Below are 22,078 nucleotides of genomic sequence, written 5' to 3'. Positions count from 1 at the left end.
CGTATGAGATGGGTGTGCGGGGCCCGGCCGTCGAAACGGCCGGGCCCCGCACTCCGTCACGCGGTTACTTCGCGCCGAAGGTGAGGGTCAGCTGCGGCTTGGCGTCCACGGCCGTGGACTCCGAGGACCAGAGCCACAGCGGGTTGGTACCCGTGCTCGTCAGGCCCAGGCTGTAGCTGGATCCCAGCACCGCGGAGAGCGAGGTGGTGTTCAGCGACGTGCTCTGGACCGCCGAACCGTCCGGCACGCCCGCGAAGGAGCCGAGCGGGGTGGTGCCCAGGGTGGGCTTGCTGTTGAAGGTCGTGCCCGCACCGCTCCAGGTACCGGTGACCGGGACCACGGAGACGGTGTCGGTGGTGCCGGCACTCGCCACGGTGGTGGTCTTGATCTGGAGGGACGCGGACTTCAGCACCGTGCCGGCCGGGGCGGCCGGGATGTCGAAGCGCAGGTACGTCTCGTAGGCCGAGGTGCCGCGGACGGCCAGCGAGGTGGACGCGCCGTAGGCGGTGCTGGGGGCGCCCTGGTTGATGTAGGTGTCCTCGGTCGCGGTGACCTTGGAGACCGTGTCGGTGGCGACCTTGGCCAGGTCGAAGTGGTTCTTGACCTGGGCCTCGGTCAGCGCCTTCGGGTAGACGGCCGTCTCGTCGATCTGGCCGGCGAAGTAGTTGCTGGTCGGCCGGGACGCCCAGCCGGCGAGGTTGTCGCCGCCGACGTGCCAGTAGCCCTCGATCTGCTGATGGCCGGTGACGTTGAGGGTGCTCTTGACCTGGCCGTCCACGTACAGCGCCATGCCGGCGGGGCCCTGCGTGGCGACGACGTGGTGCCACTTGTTGTCGTTGTACGTGTCGAACAGGCCGGTGGAGATCGTCTTCGTGCCGCCCGCGTTGACCCCGAAGAAGATCCGACCCGTGTTGGTCATGTAGATGTTCTTGTCGTAGTTGTTGCTGTTGCGGCTCTGGTTGTTGCCGAAACCGATCAGCTTGCCGCCGCGGATGGTGTTCGTCTTGAACCAGGTCTCCAGCGTGTAGCTGCTGCCGACCGTCTGGCGGTGGTCGCTGTACACCTGCTGGGTGCTGCCGTTGAAGCCCATGGCCGTGCTGGCACCGGTGATCGCACCCGGGGTCTGGCGCAGCGCAGGGGTGTTGTACTGGATGCCGCTGGTGTTGCCGGAGACCGAGGAGTCGGCCACGTACGGGCTGACGACGTCGTCGTAGCGCCAGTACAGGTTGGCGCCGTCCTCGCGGACCTGGTGGGGGTACGCGCTGACCGCGGTCGGGACCGCGACCGAGACGGTGGCCGACAGGGGGCTGGTGTTGCCCGCCGCATCGGTGGCGGTGACCCGGTAGCTGTAGGACGCGCCGGCCTTGACCGTGGTGTCCGTCCAGGAGGCCTGCTGGCGCAGCCACTCCAGGGAGCTCGCGCTGACCGTGGCGATCGGGGTCGCGGAGCCGTTGCGGTAGACGCGGTAGGTCAGCTTGCTGTCGTCCGCGTCGTAGCTGGTGCGCCAGCGGACCTGGGCCTCGCCGGGCTTGACGCTGGAGACGCTGGCGACCGGGGTGGTCGGGGCGCCGACGTCGCCGGTGGAGGCGAAGCGGGTCAGGGCCTGCTGGGCCTTGCCGTTGATGAGGGTGAACTCACCGCCCACCCACATGTACTTGGTGGTGTTCTTCTCCGCGATGGCCATCACGCGCGGGCCGATGCCCTCGCCGAGGCCGTCGTTGGCGGTGGGGTGCCAGCCGAGCTTCCCCGGGCTGCGCACGAAGCCGTTCACGGCCGACGGAGCGTCGAGGCCGCCGTTGCCCCAGTCGGTCAGCTGCGCCAGCAGGAAGTGGCGCTTGCCGTCGGGGTACTCGCCCTCGGAGCTGCAGTTGTGCGCGTGCGAGGAGCTGTAGAGGACTCCGTCGTACGGCAGTACCCACTGGGTCGCGCCCAGGCACTGGTCGCGCCACTTCTCGCTGAAGTCGGTGGCGAGGGCAACGCGGCCGTCGAAGCCGCCCGTGCCCTCGGCTCCGGTGTAGTAGCCCGTGGCGTCGGCCGCGATGGACTTGATGACCGACGTCGAGGGGATGGTGCCGTACGTCTTGGCGACGGCGCCGGTGGTGGCGTTCACGACGGCGAGCGCGTGGCTCTGGGAGCCGTTGACGGTGAAGAAGTCACCGCCCAGCAGGATGTTCTTGCCGTCGTTGCTGAGCTGGAGCGCGCGGCCGGGCTCGTCGACGTTGGCGACGAAGGGCTTCAGCGCACCGGAGGTGGCGTCGACCGCGGCGAACCGCTCGCGGGTCGAGCCCTCGACGGCGCTGAAGTCACCTGCCGCGTACAGGGTGTCGTCGGTGGCGGCGAGCGCGCGCACCGTGGACGGGAACTTCGGGTCGAACGAGGCCTTGGGGGCGCAGGTCGCGATGTCGATGGCGGCGACGCTGGAGACCGGGGTTCCGTTGACGGCTCCGAAGTAGCCGCCCGCGTACAGGGTCTTCTTGTCCGTCGAGACGGTGAGCGCGCGCACGGTCGCGGTGCCCTCGCCGATGGTGAAGGAGAGCTTGCAGGAGGTGGGGGCGCCGGTCGCCGCGTCGAGCGCGACGAAGTTCACGGCTTCCTGCTCGGCGCCGGCGGCGCCGGCGGGCGGGCGGACGGCCGAGAAGGTGCCGCCCGCGAAGACCGTGCCGTTGGCCTCGGCCATCGCCCAGACGATCCCGTTGGGCTGCCACGTCGGCAGGTTGTCGGCGGTGAAGGCCACCGGCTGCGTGATGGCCGACGCCTCGGGTATCAGCACCAGGCCTATCGCGGTGCCGGCACCGGCCAGTGACAGGGCGAGGGCAGCAGTCAGCCCTCTGGATCTACGCATGAGCCCCCCAGGGCAATTGCCCGTCTTGAATGGCTGGTTCGAGAACGATCAGAACAGCCATATGTACTGGCGCAGACTAGGGCTCACGCGAGGGCCTGGTCACCACGCTCGACCCATTGCTACCAATTTGGAATCAACGGGTCCGGCACGGATGGAGCACTACGGACATACGGCAGATTTGCCCCGGCCACACCCGCCGATAGCTGCGCGAGCGGCCGGGACAGGGCAAATCGTAGGCGAAATATATGGCCTCAGCGGTCGATGCGGACGCTGGCGCCCGCCAGTTGGTCCTCGACCTGCCGGATATCGGAATCCACCATGATCCTGGCCAGTTCGGCCACCAGGACCGTCGGCTTCCAGCCGAGCAGCTCATGGGCCTTGGAGGCGTCGCCGATCAGGGCGTCGACCTCGCTGGGGCGCTCGTACTTGGGGTCGTAGCGAACGTGCTCGTTCCAGTCGAGACCGGCGTGCGTGAAGGAGGCCTCGACGAACTCGCGGACGGTGGCGGCGACGCCGGTGGCCACGACGTAGTCGGTGGCCTCGTCCTGCTGGAGCATCCGCCACATGGCGTCCACGTACTCCGGGGCGTAGCCCCAGTCGCGGACGGCGTCGAGGTTGCCGAGGTAGAGCTTCTCCTGGAGGCCCGCCTTGATCCGGGCGACCGCGCGGGTGATCTTGCGGGTCACGAAGGTCTCGCCGCGGCGCGGGGACTCGTGGTTGAAGAGGATCCCGTTGACGGCGAACATCCCGTACGCCTCGCGGTAGTTCACCGTCGTCCAGTACGCGAACACCTTCGCGGCGCCGTACGGGCTGCGCGGGTGGAACGGGGTCGCCTCGTTCTGCGGGGGCGGGGTGGCGCCGAACATCTCCGAGGAGGAGGCCTGGTAGATACGGGTGTCCACGCCGCTGGCCCGGATCGCCTCCAGCAGGCGCAGGGCGCCGAGGCCGGTCACGTCGCCGGTGTAGAGCGGGGCGTCGAAGGAGACGCGGACGTGCGACTGGGCGCCGAGGTTGTAGACCTCGTCGGGACGTATGTCGCGGAGCAGGTTCACCAGGGCGACGCCGTCGGAGAGGTCGGCGTGATGCAGGACGAGGGAACGGTTCGCCGTCTGCGGGTCCTGGTAGATGTGGTCGATCCGCTCCGTGTTGAAGCTGGAGGACCGCCGCACGAGCCCGTGCACCGTGTAGCCCTTGGAGAGCAGGAGCTCTGCGAGGTACGAGCCGTCCTGCCCGGTGACGCCGGTGATCAGCGCGGTCTTGCCCATTGGGTCCCCCTGGGGATCGTTGCGGTGCGGTCGTGGCTGCGCCCCGGAGTACGGGGGCTGCGGTTCGGGGCTGCGCCCCGGGTCTGGCTCGGGGCGCGGCCCCGGGTGGGTATCGGGGTAACGCCTCGTCGTGCGGGTCGGGGCATGCCCCCGGAATGCGGGCCGCACCCCCGGGTACTGCGTCGGGGCCCCGCAGGTGCCCGAGTCGGGGTCGGGCCCCGGGTTTCGGGATGCGGGTCGTGCCCCCGGTTCGGGCCGGCCATCCCGGGCGTGCGAGGCCGGGACCTGGCCCCGGGTGCTGCGCGGGTCCGCCCCCAGGGGGCTGGAGACGGGTACCGGATGGGTACCGTACACGCTGCGCCCGGAGCCCCTCCCGCCGGATCGGGCCCCCTCGCCCCCTTGCGGGTCGGTATGTACCGGCCTGGCCGCTGCCACCCGAAATCCGCCTGCCCGCCGGACCGGCCGGGGCGCCGGCTCGTCCTCGGAGCGGGGCCCGGGACGGGGCTCGGGACGGGGGCTCGGGACGGGGCTCGGGGCAGCTCCCGGGGTCGGCGCCCCGGGGCGTTCGGTACCGGATCCGGGCCGGGGCTCCCCCGCACCAACCGCGGACAGCGGACTGGCATCATCGGCGGTATGACAAGTTCGCCGTTCCTGCCCCCGAACGCCCGCGTCTTCGTCGCCGGCCACCGCGGCCTCGTGGGGTCCGCGGTCGTCCGCCGGCTCACCGCCGACGGGTACGAGGTACTCACCCGCGGCCGCGCCGACCTCGATCTGCGCGACGCCGCCGCGACCGCGGCGTACCTGCGGGACGCGCGTCCCGACGCCGTCGTCCTGGCCGCCGCCAAGGTCGGCGGGATCATGGCCAACAGCACGTTCCCGGTGCAGTTCCTGGAGGACAACCTCAAGATCCAGCTGAGCGTCATCGCCGGGGCGCACGCCGCGGACGTCGGCCGGCTGCTGTTCCTCGGCTCCTCCTGCATCTACCCGAAGCTGGCCCCGCAGCCCATCAGCGAGGACGCCCTGCTGACCGGCCCGCTGGAGCCGACGAACGAGGCGTACGCCCTGGCGAAGATCGCCGGCATCGTCCAGGTCCAGTCGTACCGCAAGCAGTACGGGGCCTCGTACATCTCGGCCATGCCCACGAACCTCTACGGCCCGGGCGACAACTTCGACCTGGAGTCCTCGCACGTCCTGCCCGCCCTCGTCCGCCGCTTCCACGAGGCCGCGGCCGAGGGACGCGAGGAGGTCACGCTGTGGGGATCGGGTACGCCCCGCCGGGAGTTCCTGCACGTGGACGACCTGGCCGCCGCCTGCGCGGTGCTGCTGCGCGAGTACGACGGCGACGAGCCGGTGAACATCGGCTGCGGCGAGGACCTGACCATCAAGGCCCTCGCGGAGACCGTCGCCGAGGTGACCGGCTTCCGCGGCAGGCTCGCCTGGGACACCTCCAAGCCCGACGGCACGCCCCGCAAGCTGCTGGACGTGACCCGGCTGCGCGCCCTCGGCTGGAAGCCCGCGGTCCCGCTGCGCGAGGGCATCGCCGCCACGTACGCCTGGTGGCGCGAGCAGAGCGGCGAGCCGAGCGGCGAGCAGACCCGCGGGCAGAGCTGATCCCAAAGCGAGGGCCCCCGGCCCTTCTCAGTACGCTCCGCGACCGTCGACCACGGCGCGGAGCGTGCGGCCCATCACGTCGACGTCACTGGTGAACGACCAGTTGTCCACGTACTGCAGGTCGAGCTGGATGGTCTCGTCCCACGAGAGGTCGGACCGCCCGCTGATCTGCCACAGCCCGGTCATCCCGGGCCGCACCGCGAGCCGGCGCAGTTCGACCTCGTCATACTCGGCCACCTCCTCCGGCAGCGGCGGGCGCGGGCCGACCAGTGACATGTCGCCCGCCACCACGTTGATCAACTGGGGCAGTTCGTCCATGGACGTGCGGCGCAGCAGCCGGCCCACGCGGGTCACCCGGGGGTCGCGGCGCATCTTGAACATCAGGCCGTCGTTCTCGTTGGCCCCGGACAGCTCGGCCTTCCGCGCATCCGCGTCCACGACCATCGTGCGGAACTTCCACATGACGAACGGGACCCCGTCGCGGCCTATGCGCCGCTGCCGGTAGAAGGCGGGCCCGCGCGAGCCGAAGCGGATCGCCAGGACCATCGCGAGGAAGGCCGGCGACAGCAGCACCAGTCCGAGCGCCGCGCCCGCCCGGTCCAGTACCGACTTCAGCAGGGGCTGCACGCCCCGGCTCACCGGCGGAGCCACCCGCAGCACGGCCAGGCCGCCCGCGGACACGGTCTCCAGCCGCTTGACGGAGACCTCCACCAGGCCGGGGAAGACCGCCAGTTCGAGCCCGGCGTCGTGCAGGGCCCAGGAGATCCGGCGCAGCCGGTCCCCCGCGAGCCGGGCCCCCGGTGCGACGAGCACCAGGTCGGCACGGTGGGCGGCGACGGCGCCGAGCACGGCGGCGGAGTCCCCGTTCGGGGACGGCGCCGTCGCGGAGCCGAGCCGCGCGGCCACGGGTACCCCGCTGTCCATCGTGCCGGGCCCCACCGGGACCACGCCGACCACCACGTACGGGTGGTCGGTGCGCGCGGCGAGGTGTCCGATGACGGATTCGGCGGCGTCGGGCTCGCCGACGACCAGCACCCGGCTCACCGCATGGGCCTCGCGCCGGGCGGCGGAGAGGTGACGGTAGGTCAGCTTGTGACAGGCGACGGTGACGAGCAGGGCCGGCACGAGGGCGCCGAGGGCGCCCAGCCGGGGGGTGTTCTCACCCGTGACCACGCGGGCCACGGCGAGTACGCCGATCAGAATCAGCCAGTCGTGTACGACCGGCAGAACTCCCCGGGATTCGCCGAGCGCACGGCCCGCGTAGCGCCGGCGCATCAGCTGTACGCCGGTCCAGGCAAGGGCCGCTCCGAGAGCGCAGAAGAGGGGCCGGGCCTGCTGAGCGGCCTCGAAGACCAGGCCGACGGGGACTCCCGCGCCGATCAGGTCCGCCGCGACCGCGGCGGGCAGGTACCAGCGGGCCTTGTCGCCGAGGCCCCGGGCCGGCATGGCCGACGCCCGGGCCGCTTCGGCCACTCTTTGCACAGGTATATGGACATGCCTCATGGGCCCCCCTGGCACGTGGTCTATGGCAGTGGCGCTGGTCCGCGGCTTCCCCAGGCAGTGGACATCAGACGCACCGGGAAACAGTACGACAAACACCCGTACGGTAAATGCCGTTTCCGGGAACCGGACGTCTTGTTGCCCAAGCGTTAGCGGCCGGCGGTCGACATCCCGGACACAGGGCGCCCCTTATCTCATCCCGAAGTGAATGTTCCGCATACCGGATACGTCACTTCGGACAACGAACGATTTCCGGCCAACCTTTTGACGCGGCCCTGACATCGCAGCGCGCAGGTGGCACTCTTCGACCGTTCTGCGCACCAGCCCGATCTGCCCGGAGGCCCACCCAGCCATCCGGAACCCCCCTTGCAGAAGGAGTCTGCGTTGAGTCCCACCCCCCAGCGGCGTGCCACCACGGCCGGCGCGCTTGTTGCCGCGGCCGCTCTCCTCGCCGTAGGCATCCAGACAGGATCCGCCACCGCCGACGCCACCGCGTCGCAGGCCGGATCGGCCGCCCAGGCCAACCCGGGCGCGGCCAACCGCGCACTCAGCGCTTCGGAGCGTGCGACGCTCCTGGCCGAGGCCAACTCCACCACCGTGCAGGCGGCCAAGGCCCTCGGCCTCGCCGGCACGGAGAAGCTCGTCGTCCGCGAAGTCGTCAAGGACGTGGACGGCACCACGCACACGATGTACGAGCGCACCTACGACGGCATACCGGTGCTCGGCGGTGACCTGACCGTCCACGCCAAGGACGGCGTCACCAAGAGCGTCACCAAGGCCACCCACCACGACGTCAAGGTCGCGGACACCACCGCCACCGTCACCCCGGCCGCGGCCGAGGGCCAGGCGGTCTCCGCCGCCAAGGCCGAGGGATCCAAGGACGCCAAGGCCTCCAAGGGCGCCCGCAAGGTGATCTGGGCCGCCCAGGGCGCTCCGGTCCTCGCCTTCGAGACCGTCGTCGGCGGCGTTCAGCACGACGGCACGCCGAGCGAACTGCACGTGGTGACCAACGCCAAGACCGGCGCGAAGATCACCGAGTGGCAGGCCATCGAGACCGGCACCGGCAACACCATGTACGGCGGTCAGGTCACGCTGGGCACCTCGCCGTCGGGCAGCAACTTCACGCTGAACGACGCCGGTCGCGGCGCCCACAAGACCTACGACCTCAACGGGGGCACGGGCAGCGGCACGGGCACCCTCTTCACCGGCCCGGACGACATCTGGGGCAACGGTCTCCCGTCGAACCGCGAGACCGCCGGCGCCGACGCGCACTACGGCGCCCAGCTGACGTGGGACTACTACAAGAACGTGCACGGCCGCAACGGCCTGCGCAACGACGGAGTGGCCCCGTACACCCGGGTCCACTACGGCAACGCGTACGTCAACGCGTTCTGGAGCGACTCCTGCTTCTGCATGACCTACGGCGACGGCACGAGCAACACCCACCCGCTGACGTCGATCGACGTGGCCGCGCACGAGATGACCCACGGCCTAACCTCGGTCACCGGCAACATGACCTACGCCGGTGAGTCCGGCGGCCTCAACGAGGCGACCTCCGACATCATGGCGGCGGCCGTCGAGTTCAACGCCAACAACGCCAACGACGTCGGCGACTACCTGGTCGGCGAGAAGATCGACATCCGCGGCAACGGCACCCCGCTGCGGTACATGGACAAGCCGAGCAAGGACGGCTCGTCGAAGGACGCCTGGTACTCGGGCATCGGCTCGATCGACGTCCACTACTCCTCGGGTCCGGCCAACCACTGGTACTACCTGGCCTCCGAGGGCTCCGGCGCCAAGGTCGTCAACGGCGTGAGCTACGACTCGCCGACCTCCGACGGCCTCCCGGTCACCGCGATCGGCCGCGACGCCGCGTCCAAGATCTGGTTCCGCGCCCTGACCACCGGTCTGTTCAGGTCGAACACCAACTACGAGGCGGCCCGTACGGCCACCCTGACGGCCGCCGCGGACCTGTACGGCCTCGGCTCGACCACGTACAACAACACCGCCAACGCCTGGGCCGCCATCAACGTCGGTCCGCGCATCGTCAACGGCGTCACGGTCACCAACCCGGGCAGCCAGAACACCGTCACGGGCAGCGCCGTCAGCCTCCAGGTCCAGGCCACCAGCACCAACGCGGGTGCCCTGAGCTACGCGGCGACCGGCCTGCCGGCCGGGCTGTCGATCAACGCCTCCAACGGCCTGATCTCGGGTACGGCCTCCACGGCGGGCACGTCCAACGTGACCGTCACGGTGACCGACTCGGCGAACCAGACCGGGACGGCGGCGTTCACCTGGACGGTCGGCACCCAGCAGCAGACGGTCTTCCAGAACACCACGGACTACGCGATCGCCGACAACTCGACGGTCGACTCGCCGATCACCGTGAACCGCACGGGCAACGCCCCGAGCACGCTCAAGGTGGACGTGAACATCATCCACACCTACATCGGTGACCTGAAGGTCGACCTCGTCGCCCCCGACGGCACCCTGTACAACCTGCACAACCGCAGCGGCGGCAGTGCGGACAACATCATCAAGTCCGTCACGGTCAACGCCTCCTCCGAGGTCGCCCAGGGCGTGTGGAAGCTGCGTGTCAACGACAACGCGAACATCGACACCGGCAAGATCGACAGCTGGAAGCTCACCTTCTGACCCCCACCGGGGCCGTCCGTGAACCAGAGCTGAACCGCTAGATCACGGGGCCGCCCGGGAGAAGACCTCCCCGGGCGGCCCTGTTCCATTCCCCCTCCTTCGGGAAGGGGAGGAGTCACAAGCCCCGCCGGACAAGGTCAAGCGCCCCTGAGGGCCGGGACCTTCGGCGCCCTTCGGCGGGCGACCTCGGGGTCATAGTGGAATTCAGCGAACCTACGGAACCGTAGGTTCGGGTGATTCCGAGGACGTGACCCATGCCGCAGACCCCCACGACCGCCCCCGCCGCGCAGCACCCCTGGCTGATCCAGGGCGGCATGGGCGTCGGCGTCTCCGGCTGGCGGCTGGCCGGGGCCGTCTCCGGCGAGGGCCAGTTGGGCGTGGTCTCCGGGACGGCGCTGGACGTCGTACTGGCCCGCGTGCTGCAGACCGGCGACCCCGGCGGCCACGCCCGCCGGGCCCTGGCGGCCTTCCCGCTGCCGGAGCTGGCCCGGTCCGCCCTCGACCTCTACTTCCGCGAGGAAGGCCTCGCGGACGGCGTGGCGATGCGCACCACCCCGCGGCTGCGGGCGACGGGCGGGTCGCAGGCCGAGATCCTCACCGTCCTCGGCAACTTCGTCGAGGTCTGGCTCGCCAAGGAGGGACATGACGGTGTCATCGGCATCAACTACCTGGAGAAGATCCAGCTCGCCACGGCCCCCGCAATGTTCGGCGCGATCCTGGCAGGCGTCGACTACGTGCTCGTGGGCGCGGGAGTCCCCGGTCAGATCCCTGCCCTCGCCTCGAGGCTGGCGCGCTACGAACGCTGCGTGAGCAAGATCCACGTAGAAGGCGACGAGGAGCCCCTGGAGCACCTCTTCGACCCCGCGGCCCTGCTCGCCGGACACCTGCCCGGCCCGCTGCGCCGCCCCCACGTGCTGGCCATCGTCTCGCTCCCGGTCCTGGCCACCTACCTGGCCCGGGACGAGATCACCCGCCCCGACGGCTTCGTGATCGAGACCAGCCAGGCCGGCGGCCACAGCGCCCCGCCGCGCGGGCCGATGAAGCTCGACGAGGACGGCGAGCCGGTCTACGGCCCGCGCGACAGCCCCGACCTCGCCAAGATGGCGGCGCTCGGGCTGCCGTTCTGGCTCGCCGGCGGCCAGGCCGGCCCCGAGGCCGTGGCCCAGGCGCTCGCCGAGGGCGCGGCCGGGGTCCAGATCGGCAGCGCGTTCGCCCTGTGCGAGGAGTCGGGGATGGCCCGCCACCTGCGCGAGGAGCTGCTGGACCGGGCCCACACCGGCACCCTCTCGGTCCGCAACGACCCCGAGGCCTCCCCTACTTCCTTCCCGTTCAAGGTGGCGGACCTGCCGGGGACGCTCTCCCAGCCGGAGGTGTCCGCAGCCCGGCGCCGGGTCTGCGACCTCGGGTTCCTGCGCACCCCCGTACGGGGTCCGCGCGGTCTGGTCTACCGGTGCGCGGCCGAGCCGGTGGCCGCGTACGTCCGCAAGGGCGGCGAGGCCTCCGACACCAAGGGCCGCCAGTGCCTGTGCAACGGCCTGCTGGCCACGATCGGACTGGCCCAGCGGCGGCCGCACGGCCGGGTGGAACCCCCGCTGGTGACGATCGGCAAGGACCTGTCCTTCCTCCCGGAGCTCGCCCCGAACGGCGAGCCCTACACGGCCGCGGACGTGGTGCACTGGCTCGCGGCGGGCGCGGACCGGCGTCCGGCCGGCTGAGGAACACGGCGCGAGAAGGGCCCGGCACCCCCGAGCGGGGTGCCGGGCCCTTCCGGCTCACCGGCCGGGGATCAGCCGATGGAGCGGAAGATCCGGTCGAGGATGTCCGACGTGGAGCCGTCCGCTCCGGCCGCGCGCCCGCCGATGGTGCGGTCCTCGTCGTCGCCCCAGTCGTCGCGTCCGTCGTGGCGGCCGTGGTGGTCCTCGTCGTCGGCCGGCTTGAAGAGGACCGAGCGGACCTCCAAGTCGTCCGCCCGCTCGCCCGGCTCCAGCGTCTCCACGGCCGGGCCGCCGCAGGCGCGGTCCTCGAACAGCACCGCCAGCGATTCCGTGTCGTTGCGCACCTGGAAGGCCGGGTGGTTCCGCGAAGCGTCCGTCAGCTGGTAGCAGGTGTCGTTGTCGGCGGGCTCGATCCGGCCGTGCCGCGTGTCACCGTCGTCGCTGAAGCGGTAGTGCAGCGTGCCGAGGTGCTCGCGGTCGTCGTCGTGGTCGTTCGCGTACGACAGCCCGGCGGTCGGCAGGACCAGCGCGAGGGCGCCTACGAGTGCGATGGCGGTGGTGCGAAGACGCATTGGGAAGTCCGTTCCTCGGGTTCCTCGGGTTCCTCGGATGCCTGGTGCGGTGGGCATCCCCGGGCAGCGTAGGAGCGGACGACCATGGAGAAACGATTCGGCACGGCAGCACGTTCGAAGGTTCACCCTCACGGTCCCCTCCGCACCCGAACACCCGGACGCCCCGGATCCACGCGGGATCCGGGGCGTCCGAGGTGCGCGTGACGTGGCCGGCGGGGCGGCCGTACGGGGCTTCGCGCGCAGCCCCGTACGCCCGTCCGGGCGGCTCAGACGGCGGCGTGTCCGGCACCCCGGTCCGCCGCCCCGGAGACCTGACCCGGCACCGGAGCCGGGCCCCCGCCGCCGGGCCCGGCGGCCGGCCGGCGGACCAGCACCACCAGGATCAGCGCCCCCGCCAGGCCCATCGCCCCCGCGACCCAGAAGGTGTCGCGCAGCCCGCTCGCGAAGGCCGCCTCCACCCAGGACCCGGCCCCCGGAACGGTGTCCAGCAGCCGCGCAGCCCCGCCTCCGGCCAGCGCCGTGGCCGTGCCGTGCGGCTGCCCGGAGCCGGCGAGGCCGTCGGCCAGCCCGGCGTGGAAGACCGCGCCGAGCACCGCGATGCCCAGGGCCATGCCGAGCTGTCGCGCGGTGTTCAGCGCACCGCCCGCCATGCCCGCCCGGGCCGGGGGCACGGCGCCCATCGCGGCGGCAGCCAGGGCCGGGGAGATCAGTCCGACGCCCACACCGGCGACGGCCAGGCCCGGCACCAGCACCGTCCAGCCGTCGCCCGCGTCCAGCATCCAGCCCTGGAGCAGCGCGCCGACCGCGATGAGGAAGAGCCCGCCGCCGATGGTGATCCGGGGCGAAGCCCCGTGCAGGAGCTTGCCGGAGGCCGCGGAGACGAGGAAGCCGGCCAGGCTCATCGGCGCCAGGGCCAGTCCGGCGCCGACCGGGCCCATGCCCTCGGCGGTCTGCAGCCACAGGGAGACGTACATCAGGTACCCGAAGGCGGCGCCGGACATCACCATCGAGGCGGTCATCACGGCGACGAAGACCGGGCTGCGGAAGAGCGAGAGGTCCAGCATCGGCCGGGAGCCGCGCAGTTCGACGAGGACGAAGGCGGCGAAGGAGGCCGCGCCCAGGGCGAACAGGCCGAGGGTGCCGGCGGAGGTCCAGCCGTTCTCGCCGCCGCGGATGAGGGCGTAGGTGACGGCGCTGGCGCCGACGGTGAAGGTGGCCATGCCGGGCAGGTCCAGGCCCTTGGCGTGCGGGTCGCGGGACTCGGTGACGGCCTTGAGGGTGACGTACACGGCGAGGGCGCAGACCGGGAGGTTGATGAAGAAGATCCAGCGCCAGCCGAACTGCTCGGTGAGCAGCCCGCCGATGAGGGGACCGGCCGCGGCGGCCGCTCCGTTGACCGCGCCCCAGACGCCGAAGGCGACGCCCCGGTCGCGGCCCTGGTAGGTGGAGCTGAGCAGGGCCATGGTGGTGGCGAACATCGCGGCGCCGCCGATGCCCTGGACCGCGCGGAAGGCGATCAGCTCGGCGGGGCCCTGTGCCAGGCCACAGGCGAGGGAGGCGGCGGCGAAGAGTGCGAGCCCGCCGAGGTAGACGCGGCGCCGGCCGATCCGGTCGGCGAGCGATCCGGCGCCGAGCAGCAGGGCGGCCAGGGCGAGGGCGTAGCCGTCCATCACCCACTGGAGCCCCGAGAAGCCGGTGCGCATGTCGGGGGCTATGTCGGGCAGGGCGACGGTCACGATCGTGACGTCGACCAGGAGCATGAAGGCTCCGAGACACACCGCCGTCAACGGCAGCCATTTGCGCATGGGTTACTCCTGGAGATGTCCGAAGGCAGGGGCGGGGCAGAGGCGGGGCGGGGCAGGGCAGAGGCGGGGCGGGGATGGGACGAGGGCGGGACGAGGGCAGGGGCAGGACGGGACGGGGCAGGAACCCGGGGGCCGGGTGGGCGCCCGCCGGGCCCGGCAGGGGCTCGGCTTCCGCCCTCCCACAAAGTGCCAGCCCGCCACCACCACCCCCCACCCAGCAGCTCCCCGCCGGCGGATTTCGCCCACCGAGCCGTCTGTGATGATGGAAACCGTGAACGATGCGGAGCTGGACCTCCTCGACCGGTCCCTGGTCCAGGCCCTCACGATCGACGGCCGGGCCCCCTTCAGCCGGCTGGCCGAGGTGCTGGGGGTCTCCGACCAGACCGTCGTACGGCGCTACCGGCGGCTGCGGACCACCGGCCTGGTCCGGGTCGTCGGGCTGCCGCTGGGGAGCCGCGTCGGACTGTTCGAGTCCTGGCTGCGGGTGCAGTGCGCCCCCGACGCCGCGCTGCCGGTGGCCGAGGCGCTCGCGCGCCGCCCGGACATCGCGTGGGTGACCCTGGGCTCGGGCGGTACCGAGATCCACTGCATGACCCGGGCCCGTACCCGCCAGGACCGCGACGCCCTGCTGCTGGAGAAGCTGCCGCGGACCCGCCGGGTGACCGGCGTGAGTGCCCACACCATCCTGCGGAAGTTCTTCGGAGGGCCCGACGCCTGGGTGGGCCTGGACGTACTGCGCCCCGACCAGACGGCGGCCCTGACGCGGCCCGCCGCCGAACCGGGTCCGCAGCGGTACGCGCTCGACGAGGCGGAGCTGGCCCTGCTCTCGGTGCTGGGCCGGGACGGCCGCGCCGGGTATCCAGAACTGGCGCGTGCCGGCGGCCTGTCGGAGTCCACGGCCCGGCGCAGGCTGGAGCGGCTGCGCGAGGTGGGGGCGGTCTTCTTCGATGTGGAGTTCGTTCCGGCGCTCTTCGGCTACGAGGCGGAGGCGACGATCGTGCTCTCCGTCCCGCCCGCCCGGCTGGCGCAGGTGGGGGCGGCGCTGGCGGGCCACCGCGAGGTGGCCTTCGCGGCGGCCGTGACCGGGGCCGCCTCGCTGATGGCGGTGGTGGTGTGCCGGGACACGGACGCGCTCTACACGTATCTGACCGAGCGGATCGGCGCGGTGGACGGCGTGGGGCAGGTGGAGGTGATCCCGGCCCTGCGCAGCGTCAAGCGGGCCGGGATGCTGGTGGAGGACGGGCGGCTGGTGGATCCGCCGCCCGCCCCCTGAACGGCCGGGGCCGTCAGCGCAGTACGACTCCGCCTCCCGTGTCCGTGTCCACAGGACCGGCGACCAGGCCCAGTTCGGCCGGGGTCGCCAGCAGCGGGTGCGCCGGCATGATCCGTACGGTGTAGCCGAAGGGTCCCGTACGGTCGAGGGCCAGCGGGCCCTCGTACAGCCAGCGGCCCTCCAGGTCGGGGCCGCCGGCGGGCTTGAGCGGGAAGGCCCGCCCGTCCCGGATGACGTCCTGCGCGTCGACCCGGCCCGCGACGGCCTGTACCTCCACGTCCTCGGGGGCCAGGGCGTCGAGGGAGACCTGCACGCGCAGGGTGAGGGTGGCCCCGAGTTCGGCGGTGCCGCCGACCGGGCCCGCGGTCAGGGCCTCCACGTGCTCGACGGTGAGCTGCGGCCAGGCCGCGCGGACCCGCCCCTTCCACCAGGCGAGGTCCCGCGCCGTGTCCGGGGTCAGGGCGCGGTGGGAGAGCGCGGCCGGAGCGTAGAGCCGCTCCACGTACTCCCGCACCATGCGCCCCGCGAGCACCTTGGGCCCCAGGGAGACGAGGGTGCGCCGGACCATCTCGATCCACCGCACCGGGAGTCCGGCCTGTCCGGCCCGGTCGTAGAACCGGGGTGCGACCCGGCCCTCGATCAGGTCGTAGAGGGCGTTCGCCTCCAGGTCGTCGCGGCGGTCCTCGTCCGCGCCGAGTCCGTCGGCGGTCGGGATGGCCCAGCCGAAGTCCGGCTCGAACCATTCGTCCCACCAGCCGTCCAGGACGGACAGGTTGAGGCAGCCGTTGAGCGCCGCCTTCATCCCGCTGGTGCCGCAGGCCTCCAGCGGGCGCAGCGGGTTGTTCAGCCAGACGTCGCAGCCCGGGTAGAGCTTCTGGGCCATGGCCATGCCGTAGTCGGGCAGGAACACGATCCGGTGGCGCACGCGGGGGTCGTCCGCGAACCTCACCAGTTCCTGGACGAGCCGCTTGCCGCCGTCGTCGGCCGGGTGCGCCTTGCCCGCGACCACGATCTGCACGGGCCGGTCCGGGTCCAGCAGCAGGCGGCGCAGCCGGTCGGGGTCGCGCAGCATCAGGGTGAGCCGCTTGTAGGACGGCACCCGGCGGGCGAACCCGATGGTCAGCACGTCCGGGTCGAGTACGGAGTCCACCCAGCCCAGCTCGGCGGCGGCGGCCCCGCGCTGGCGCCAGGAGGCGCGCAGGCGGTCCCGTACCTCTTGTACGAGCTGCTCCCGGAGCACCCGGCGCAGGTCCCAGACGTCCTGGTCGGGGATGTCCGCGACGGCGTCCCAGCGCTGCGAGCCGCCGACGGAGAGGGCGTCCTCGGTGCGGCCGGCGCCGATCTGCTTCACGCCGAGCCTCACGACTTCGGGCGCCACCCAGGTCGGGGCGTGCACGCCGTTGGTCACCGAGGTGATGGGCACGTCGGCGGGGTCGAAGCCCGGCCACAGCCCGGCGAACATCTCGCGGCTGACGGCGCCGTGCAGGGTGGAGACCCCGTTGGCCCGCTGGGCGAGGCGCAGGCCCATCACCGCCATGTTGAACACCCCGGGGTCGCCGCCGGGGTAGGTCTCGGCGCCGAGGGCCAGGATCCGGTCGACGGGTACGCCGGCCAGTTCGCCGCCGTCGCCGAAGTGGCGGGCGACCAGGGACCGCTCGAAGCGGTCGATGCCGGCGGGGACGGGGGTGTGCGTGGTGAACACGGTGCCGGCCCGGACGGCTTCGACGGCGGCGTCGAAGCCGAGTCCCTGCTGCCCTTCCAGTTCCCTTATGCGCTCGAGTCCCAGGAACCCGGCGTGGCCCTCGTTGGTGTGGAAGACCTCGGGGTCGGGATGCCCGGTGATCCGGCAGTAGGCGCGGACCGCCCGGACCCCGCCGATGCCGAGGAGCATCTCCTGCAGGAGCCGGTGGTCGCTGCCTCCCCCGTACAGCCGGTCGGTCACCTCGCGGGCGACGGCGTCGTTGTCCTCGACGTCGGAGTCGAGGAGCAGCAGCGGCACCCGGCCGACGCGGGCCTGCCAGACGTGCGCGTGCAGGGCCCGGCCGCCGGGCAGGCTCAGGGACACCCGCGCGGGCGTCCCGTCCTCTTCGCGCACCAGCGCGAGGGGCAGTTCGTTGGGGTCGAGCACCGGGTAGTGCTCCTGCTGCCAGCCGTCCCGGGAGAGGGACTGGCGGAAGTACCCGTGCCGGTAGAGGAGTCCGACGCCGATGAGGGGGACGCCGAGGTCGCTGGCGGCCTTGAGGTGGTCCCCGGCGAGGATCCCGAGCCCGCCGGAGTACTGGGGCAGGGCGGCGGTGATCCCGAACTCGGGCGAGAAGTAGGCGATGCCGGCGGGCAGCTCCGCGGCTGCCTCGTGGCTCTGGTACCACCTCCCGCCGTGGACGTAGTCATCGAGGTCGGCGGCGGCGACGGCGAGCCGCCTCAGGAACCGCCGGTCCCCGGCGAGCTCGGTGATCCGCGCGGCGGACACGGCGCCGAGCAGCCGGACGGGATCCCCGCCGGCGGCTTGCCAGCCCTCGGGATCGACGGATTGGAAGAGTTCACGGGTCTCGGCGTGCCAGGACCAGCGCAGGTTGCGCGCGAGGTCGGCGAGCGGCGAGAGGGTCTCGGGGAGGACGGGGCGCACGGTGAATCGACGGATAGCCTTCACGCGTTCCACCTTCGCAGGGGATTACGGATCGGAGCGGCCACACCACGCTGTGCACCGCGAGCGTCACCCCCGGAAGGCTAGCGTCGACCACCCCGCCCGGCCATGGCGCCTCCAGCGCGCCTCCACCGGGCGCCGGCGGGCCGGTGGACATCCGTTAGTCCTCTTCGAGTTGACGGAGCATCGGCAGGTGTCGAGCCGCGGCGTGCGGGCAGGCGTTCCACTACGTACGAGTAGTTAACCGAACACGCGGCATGGGCCGGGCTGGAGTGGGAAGGGCTCCCCGGGTACGCGCACGGCGCACCCTCCCCCCGACCTCTCCCGCCACCCGAGTGAACGCGGACAGGAGCGGCCATGCCCGCAGCCCAGCCGTCTTCCGAGCGGCTAGAAACAGAGCGAACAGAGCGTGCACTACCAGCCGCCTCGCCGGCTGGCCTGTTGTCACCGAGCCCTGCGAACTGCCCCCAGGTGATCCCATCATGATCGGTCGCATTCCCGTGCTGGACGTCCGCCCCGCCGTCGACTGCGGCGTCAGACCCGCCAAGGCGGTCGTGGACGAGGTCTTCGAGATTTCCGCCACCGTGTTCCGCGAGGGACACGACGCCGTGGCGGCCCATGTCGTGCTCCGAGATCCGAGCGGGCGGCTGCGGCCCCCCGTGCCCCTGTCCGAGCTCGCTCCCGGCACCGACCGGTGGGGGGCGCGGGTGTCCGCCGAGGTCGAGGGGAGGTGGACGTACACCGTCGAGGCGTGGAGCGATCCGGTGGGCACCTGGCGGGCCCACGCGGCGGTGAAGATCCCGGCCGGGATCGACACCGGGCTCACCCTCCTGGAAGGCGCCGAGCTCTACGAGCGGGCCGCCGCGAAGATTCCCAAGCGGGACGGCCGCGAGCACGTGCTGGCCGCCGCGGACGTGATGCGCGACGAGGACCGGCCCGTCGCCGAGCGGTACGCGGCCGCCCTCGGACCGCGGATCGACGCGCTGCTCGCGAAGCGCCCGCTGCGGGAGCTGGTGACGGCCTCCAAGCCGCTGCCGCTGCTGATCGAGCGCAAGCGGGCCCTCTTCGGTTCCTGGTACGAGATGTTCCCCCGGTCGGAGGGGGCGGTGCTGGAGCCCGGCGAGGCTCCCGTCAGCGGAACGTTCAGGACCGCCGCCGAGCGGCTTCCCGCCGTCGCCGCGATGGGCTTCGACGTGGTGTACCTGCCGCCCATCCACCCGATCGGGAGCACGTACCGCAAGGGTCCGAACAACACGCTGTCCGCGGGGAGTTGGGATCCGGGCGTGCCCTGGGCCATCGGCTCCACCGAGGGCGGCCACGACGCGGTCCACCCCGAGCTCGGCACCCTGGAGGACTTCGACGCCTTCGTCGCCAAGGCCCGCGAGCTGCGCATCGAGGTGGCGCTCGACTTCGCCCTGCAGTGCTCCCCGGACCACCCGTGGGTGGAGAAGCACCCGGAGTGGTTCCGCCACCGCGCCGACGGGACGATCGCGTACGCGGAGAACCCGCCGAAGAAGTACCAGGACATCGTCCCCATCCACTTCGACGCCGACATGGCCGGCATCGTCGGGGAGACGGTGCGGATCCTGCGGCACTGGATGGAGCACGGCGTCCGGATCTTCCGGGTCGACAACCCGCACACCAAGCCGGTGGTGTTCTGGCAGAAGGTGATCGCGGACATCAACAAGTCCGACCCGGACGTGATCTTCCTCGCCGAGGCCTTCACCCGCCCCGCGATGATGCGGGCGCTGGCCGCCGTCGGCTTCCAGCAGTCCTACACGTACTTCACCTGGCGCAACACCAAGGCCGAGCTGACCGAGTACCTGACGGAGCTCGCGGACACCCGTTCCGCCTCCGTCATGCGGCCGAATTTCTTCGTCAACACCCCCGACATCCTGCACGCATACCTTCAGCACGGCGGCCGCCCCGCCTTCGAGATCCGCGCGGTCCTCGCCGCCACGCTCTCCCCCACCTGGGGGGTCTACGCCGGTTACGAGCTCTGCGAGAACACCCCGGTCAAGGAGGGCAGCGAGGAGTACCTGAACTCCGAGAAGTACGAGCTGCGCCCGCGCGACTGGGCCGCCGCCGACCGCGAGGGCCGCACGATCGCCCCGCTGATCACCTCCCTGAACCGGCTGCGCCGGCGCAACCCCGCGCTGCAGCAGCTGCGCGACATCCATTTCCACCCGACCGACAACGAACAGGTGATCGCCTATTCGAAGCACGCGGGGAGCAATTCCGTACTGGTGGTCGTCAACCTCGATCCGCACCACACCCAGGAGGCGACGGTCTCGTTGGACATGCCGGTACTCGGCCTCGACTGGCACGGGTCCCTCGCGGTGCGCGACGAGCTCACCGGCGATACCTATCACTGGGGCAGGGCCAACTACGTGCGTCTGGAACCGGGCCGCACGCCCGCGCACGTTCTGGCGGCTCTGCGACCGTCCCCGCCCACCGGAGGGTCACCCATCTCATGATGATCAACGATCCCGTCCCCGACACCTTCGAGGACACCCCCGCCAAGGACCGCGACCCCGACTGGTTCAAGCGGGCGGTCTTCTACGAGGTCCTCGTACGGTCCTTCCACGACAGCAACGGCGACGGCGTCGGTGACCTCAAGGGGCTCACCGCCAAACTGGACTACCTCCAGTGGCTCGGCGTCGACTGCCTGTGGCTCCCGCCGTTCTTCGCCTCGCCCCTGCGCGACGGGGGCTACGACGTCGCCGACTACACCTCAGTGCTGCCCGAATTCGGCGATCTCGCCGACTTCGTGGAGTTCGTGGACGCGGCGCACACCCGCGGCATGCGGGTGATCATCGACTTCGTGATGAACCACACGAGCGATCAGCACGAGTGGTTCCAGCAGTCCCGCAAGGACCCGGAGGGGCCCTACGGCGACTACTACATGTGGGCCGACAACGACAAGCAGTTCCAGGACGCCCGCATCATCTTCGTCGACACCGAGACCTCGAACTGGACGTACGACCCGGTCCGCAAGCAGTACTACTGGCACCGGTTCTTCTCCCACCAGCCGGACCTCAACTACGAGAACCCGGCCGTCGTCGAGGAGATCGTCTCCGCGCTGCGCTTCTGGCTCGACCTCGGCATCGACGGCTTCCGCCTCGACGCCGTGCCCTACCTGTACGCCGAGGAGGGCACCAACTGCGAGAACCTGCCGCGCACGCACACCCTCCTCAAGGCGGTCCGCGCCGAGATCGACGCGCACTACCCGGACACCGTGCTGCTCGCCGAGGCCAACCAGTGGCCCGAGGACGTCGTCGACTACTTCGGGGACTTCCAGAAGGGCGGGGACGAGTGCCACATGGCCTTCCACTTCCCCGTCATGCCGCGCATCTTCATGGCGGTACGAAGAGAGTCCCGCTACCCCGTCTCCGAAATCCTGGCGAAGACCCCGGCGATCCCGGACCGCTGCCAGTGGGGCATCTTCCTGCGCAACCACGACGAGCTCACCCTCGAAATGGTCACGGACGAAGAGCGCGACTACATGTACGCCGAGTACGCCAAGGACCCTCGGATGCGGGCCAACATCGGCATCCGGCGCCGGCTCGCCCCGCTGCTGGACAACGACCGCAACCAGATGGAGCTGTTCACCGCCCTGCTGCTGTCGCTGCCCGGTTCGCCGGTGCTGTACTACGGCGACGAGATCGGCATGGGCGACAACATCTGGCTCGGTGACCGCGACGGCGTGCGCACGCCGATGCAGTGGACCCCGGACCGCAACGCCGGTTTCTCCTCGTGCGATCCGGGCAGGCTGAACCTGCCGGTCATCATGGACCCGGTCCACGGGTACCAGGTGACCAATGTCGAAGCGGCGATGGCCTCACCGTCTTCGCTGCTGCACTGGACCCGCCGGATGATCGAGGTCCGCAAGGCCAACCCGGCCTTCGGACTCGGCTCGTACACCGAACTGCCCTCGACGAACCCGGCGGTGCTGGCCTTCCTCCGTGAGTACGGGGACGACCTGGTGCTGTGCGTGCACAACTTCTCGCGCTTCGCGCAGCCCACCGAGCTGGACCTGCGGTCGTTCAACGGGCGGGTCCCGGTGGAACTCACCGGCGACGTCCGGTTCCCGCCGATCGGCGAGTGGCCGTACCTGCTGACCCTGGCGGGACACGGCTTCTACTGGTTCCGCCTGCGCTCGGAGTGACGTTCCGCTCGCAGTGACGACGCACGAG

General features: G+C 71.5%; 12 protein-coding genes. 6 read left to right on the top strand and 6 right to left on the bottom strand.

Translation table 11 applies throughout. The features are described from left to right. Positions 1-64: 64 nt before the first annotated feature. Positions 65-2,842 (bottom strand): CBM96 family carbohydrate-binding protein, encoded by a 2,778-nt coding sequence (locus AC3IYI_RS27930; protein ID WP_489406305.1) that lies wholly within the window; start codon positions 2,840-2,842, stop codon positions 65-67. A 251-nt stretch (positions 2,843-3,093) separates the two neighbouring features. Next, positions 3,094-4,107, bottom strand: a complete 1,014-nt coding sequence (gmd, locus tag AC3IYI_RS27925) for a GDP-mannose 4,6-dehydratase (protein ID WP_489406304.1) — start codon at positions 4,105-4,107, stop codon at positions 3,094-3,096. 633 nt (positions 4,108-4,740) lie between these two features. On the opposite strand from gmd, the gene AC3IYI_RS27920 reads away from it, so the two are divergent. Further along, positions 4,741-5,718 (top strand): GDP-L-fucose synthase family protein, encoded by a 978-nt coding sequence (locus AC3IYI_RS27920; RefSeq protein ID WP_489406303.1) that lies wholly within the window; start codon positions 4,741-4,743, stop codon positions 5,716-5,718. 27 nt (positions 5,719-5,745) lie between these two features. On the opposite strand, the gene AC3IYI_RS27915 is transcribed toward AC3IYI_RS27920, so the two are convergent. After that, positions 5,746-7,221 carry a sugar transferase gene (locus tag AC3IYI_RS27915; RefSeq protein ID WP_489406302.1) on the bottom strand — a complete coding sequence of 492 codons (1,476 nt, stop codon included), beginning with the start codon at positions 7,219-7,221 and terminating at the stop codon, positions 5,746-5,748. 381 nt (positions 7,222-7,602) lie between these two features. Between AC3IYI_RS27915 and AC3IYI_RS27910 the strand changes: the two genes are divergently transcribed. Both AC3IYI_RS27910 and AC3IYI_RS27905 read left to right on the top strand, forming a co-directional pair. Continuing rightward, positions 7,603-9,873, top strand: a complete 2,271-nt coding sequence (locus AC3IYI_RS27910) for a M4 family metallopeptidase (RefSeq protein WP_489406301.1) — start codon at positions 7,603-7,605, stop codon at positions 9,871-9,873. 254 nt (positions 9,874-10,127) lie between these two features. After that, the gene (locus tag AC3IYI_RS27905) at positions 10,128-11,588 is read left to right on the top strand and encodes a nitronate monooxygenase (RefSeq protein ID WP_489406300.1); all 1,461 of its coding nucleotides are present in this window, start codon (positions 10,128-10,130) and stop codon (positions 11,586-11,588) included. 71 nt (positions 11,589-11,659) lie between these two features. Here the strand turns inward: AC3IYI_RS27905 and AC3IYI_RS27900 are convergent, their stop codons facing one another. Continuing rightward, positions 11,660-12,160, bottom strand: coding sequence for a hypothetical protein (locus AC3IYI_RS27900; RefSeq protein WP_489406299.1), 501 nt, complete (start codon positions 12,158-12,160; stop codon positions 11,660-11,662). A gap of 266 nt (positions 12,161-12,426) precedes the next feature. Then, positions 12,427-13,965, bottom strand: coding sequence for an MFS transporter (locus tag AC3IYI_RS27895; protein WP_489406298.1), 1,539 nt, complete (start codon positions 13,963-13,965; stop codon positions 12,427-12,429). Positions 13,966-14,227: 262 nt separating this feature from the next. Between AC3IYI_RS27895 and AC3IYI_RS27890 the strand changes: the two genes are divergently transcribed. Beyond that, positions 14,228-15,238 carry an Lrp/AsnC family transcriptional regulator gene (locus AC3IYI_RS27890; protein WP_489411694.1) on the top strand — a complete coding sequence of 337 codons (1,011 nt, stop codon included), beginning with the start codon at positions 14,228-14,230 and terminating at the stop codon, positions 15,236-15,238. A 13-nt stretch (positions 15,239-15,251) separates the two neighbouring features. On the opposite strand, the gene glgP is transcribed toward AC3IYI_RS27890, so the two are convergent. Next, positions 15,252-17,888, bottom strand: coding sequence for an alpha-glucan family phosphorylase (gene glgP, locus AC3IYI_RS27885; RefSeq protein WP_489406297.1), 2,637 nt, complete (start codon positions 17,886-17,888; stop codon positions 15,252-15,254). A gap of 476 nt (positions 17,889-18,364) precedes the next feature. Between glgP and AC3IYI_RS27880 the strand changes: the two genes are divergently transcribed. Together AC3IYI_RS27880 and treS are read left to right on the top strand one after the other, a co-directional pair. After that, entirely contained in the window at positions 18,365-20,359 is a 1,995-nt protein-coding gene (locus AC3IYI_RS27880; protein ID WP_489406296.1) for an alpha-1,4-glucan--maltose-1-phosphate maltosyltransferase, read from the top strand. Then, positions 20,356-22,050, top strand: coding sequence for a maltose alpha-D-glucosyltransferase (treS, locus tag AC3IYI_RS27875; protein ID WP_489406295.1), 1,695 nt, complete (start codon positions 20,356-20,358; stop codon positions 22,048-22,050). Before AC3IYI_RS27880 ends, treS begins: the two co-directional genes overlap by 4 nt. The last annotated feature ends 28 nt before the right edge of the window (positions 22,051-22,078 follow it).

Source organism: Streptomyces sp. GL_148 (genome assembly GCF_057834205.1).
Note: the sequence above shows the minus strand (reverse complement) of the source record. Positions and strands in the feature narration are given on the sequence as shown.

Coding starts and splice junctions, on each gene's coding strand:
- AC3IYI_RS27930 (WP_489406305.1), bottom strand. CDS start 2,842: ATGCGTAGATCCAGAGGGCTGACTGCTGCCCTCGCCCTGTCACTGGCC.
- gmd (WP_489406304.1), bottom strand. CDS start 4,107: ATGGGCAAGACCGCGCTGATCACCGGCGTCACCGGGCAGGACGGCTCG.
- AC3IYI_RS27920 (WP_489406303.1), top strand. CDS start 4,741: ATGACAAGTTCGCCGTTCCTGCCCCCGAACGCCCGCGTCTTCGTCGCC.
- AC3IYI_RS27915 (WP_489406302.1), bottom strand. CDS start 7,221: ATGAGGCATGTCCATATACCTGTGCAAAGAGTGGCCGAAGCGGCCCGG.
- AC3IYI_RS27905 (WP_489406300.1), top strand. CDS start 10,128: ATGCCGCAGACCCCCACGACCGCCCCCGCCGCGCAGCACCCCTGGCTG.
- AC3IYI_RS27900 (WP_489406299.1), bottom strand. CDS start 12,160: ATGCGTCTTCGCACCACCGCCATCGCACTCGTAGGCGCCCTCGCGCTG.
- AC3IYI_RS27895 (WP_489406298.1), bottom strand. CDS start 13,965: ATGCGCAAATGGCTGCCGTTGACGGCGGTGTGTCTCGGAGCCTTCATG.
- AC3IYI_RS27890 (WP_489411694.1), top strand. CDS start 14,228: ATGGAAACCGTGAACGATGCGGAGCTGGACCTCCTCGACCGGTCCCTG.
- AC3IYI_RS27880 (WP_489406296.1), top strand. CDS start 18,365: ATGATCGGTCGCATTCCCGTGCTGGACGTCCGCCCCGCCGTCGACTGC.
- treS (WP_489406295.1), top strand. CDS start 20,356: ATGATGATCAACGATCCCGTCCCCGACACCTTCGAGGACACCCCCGCC.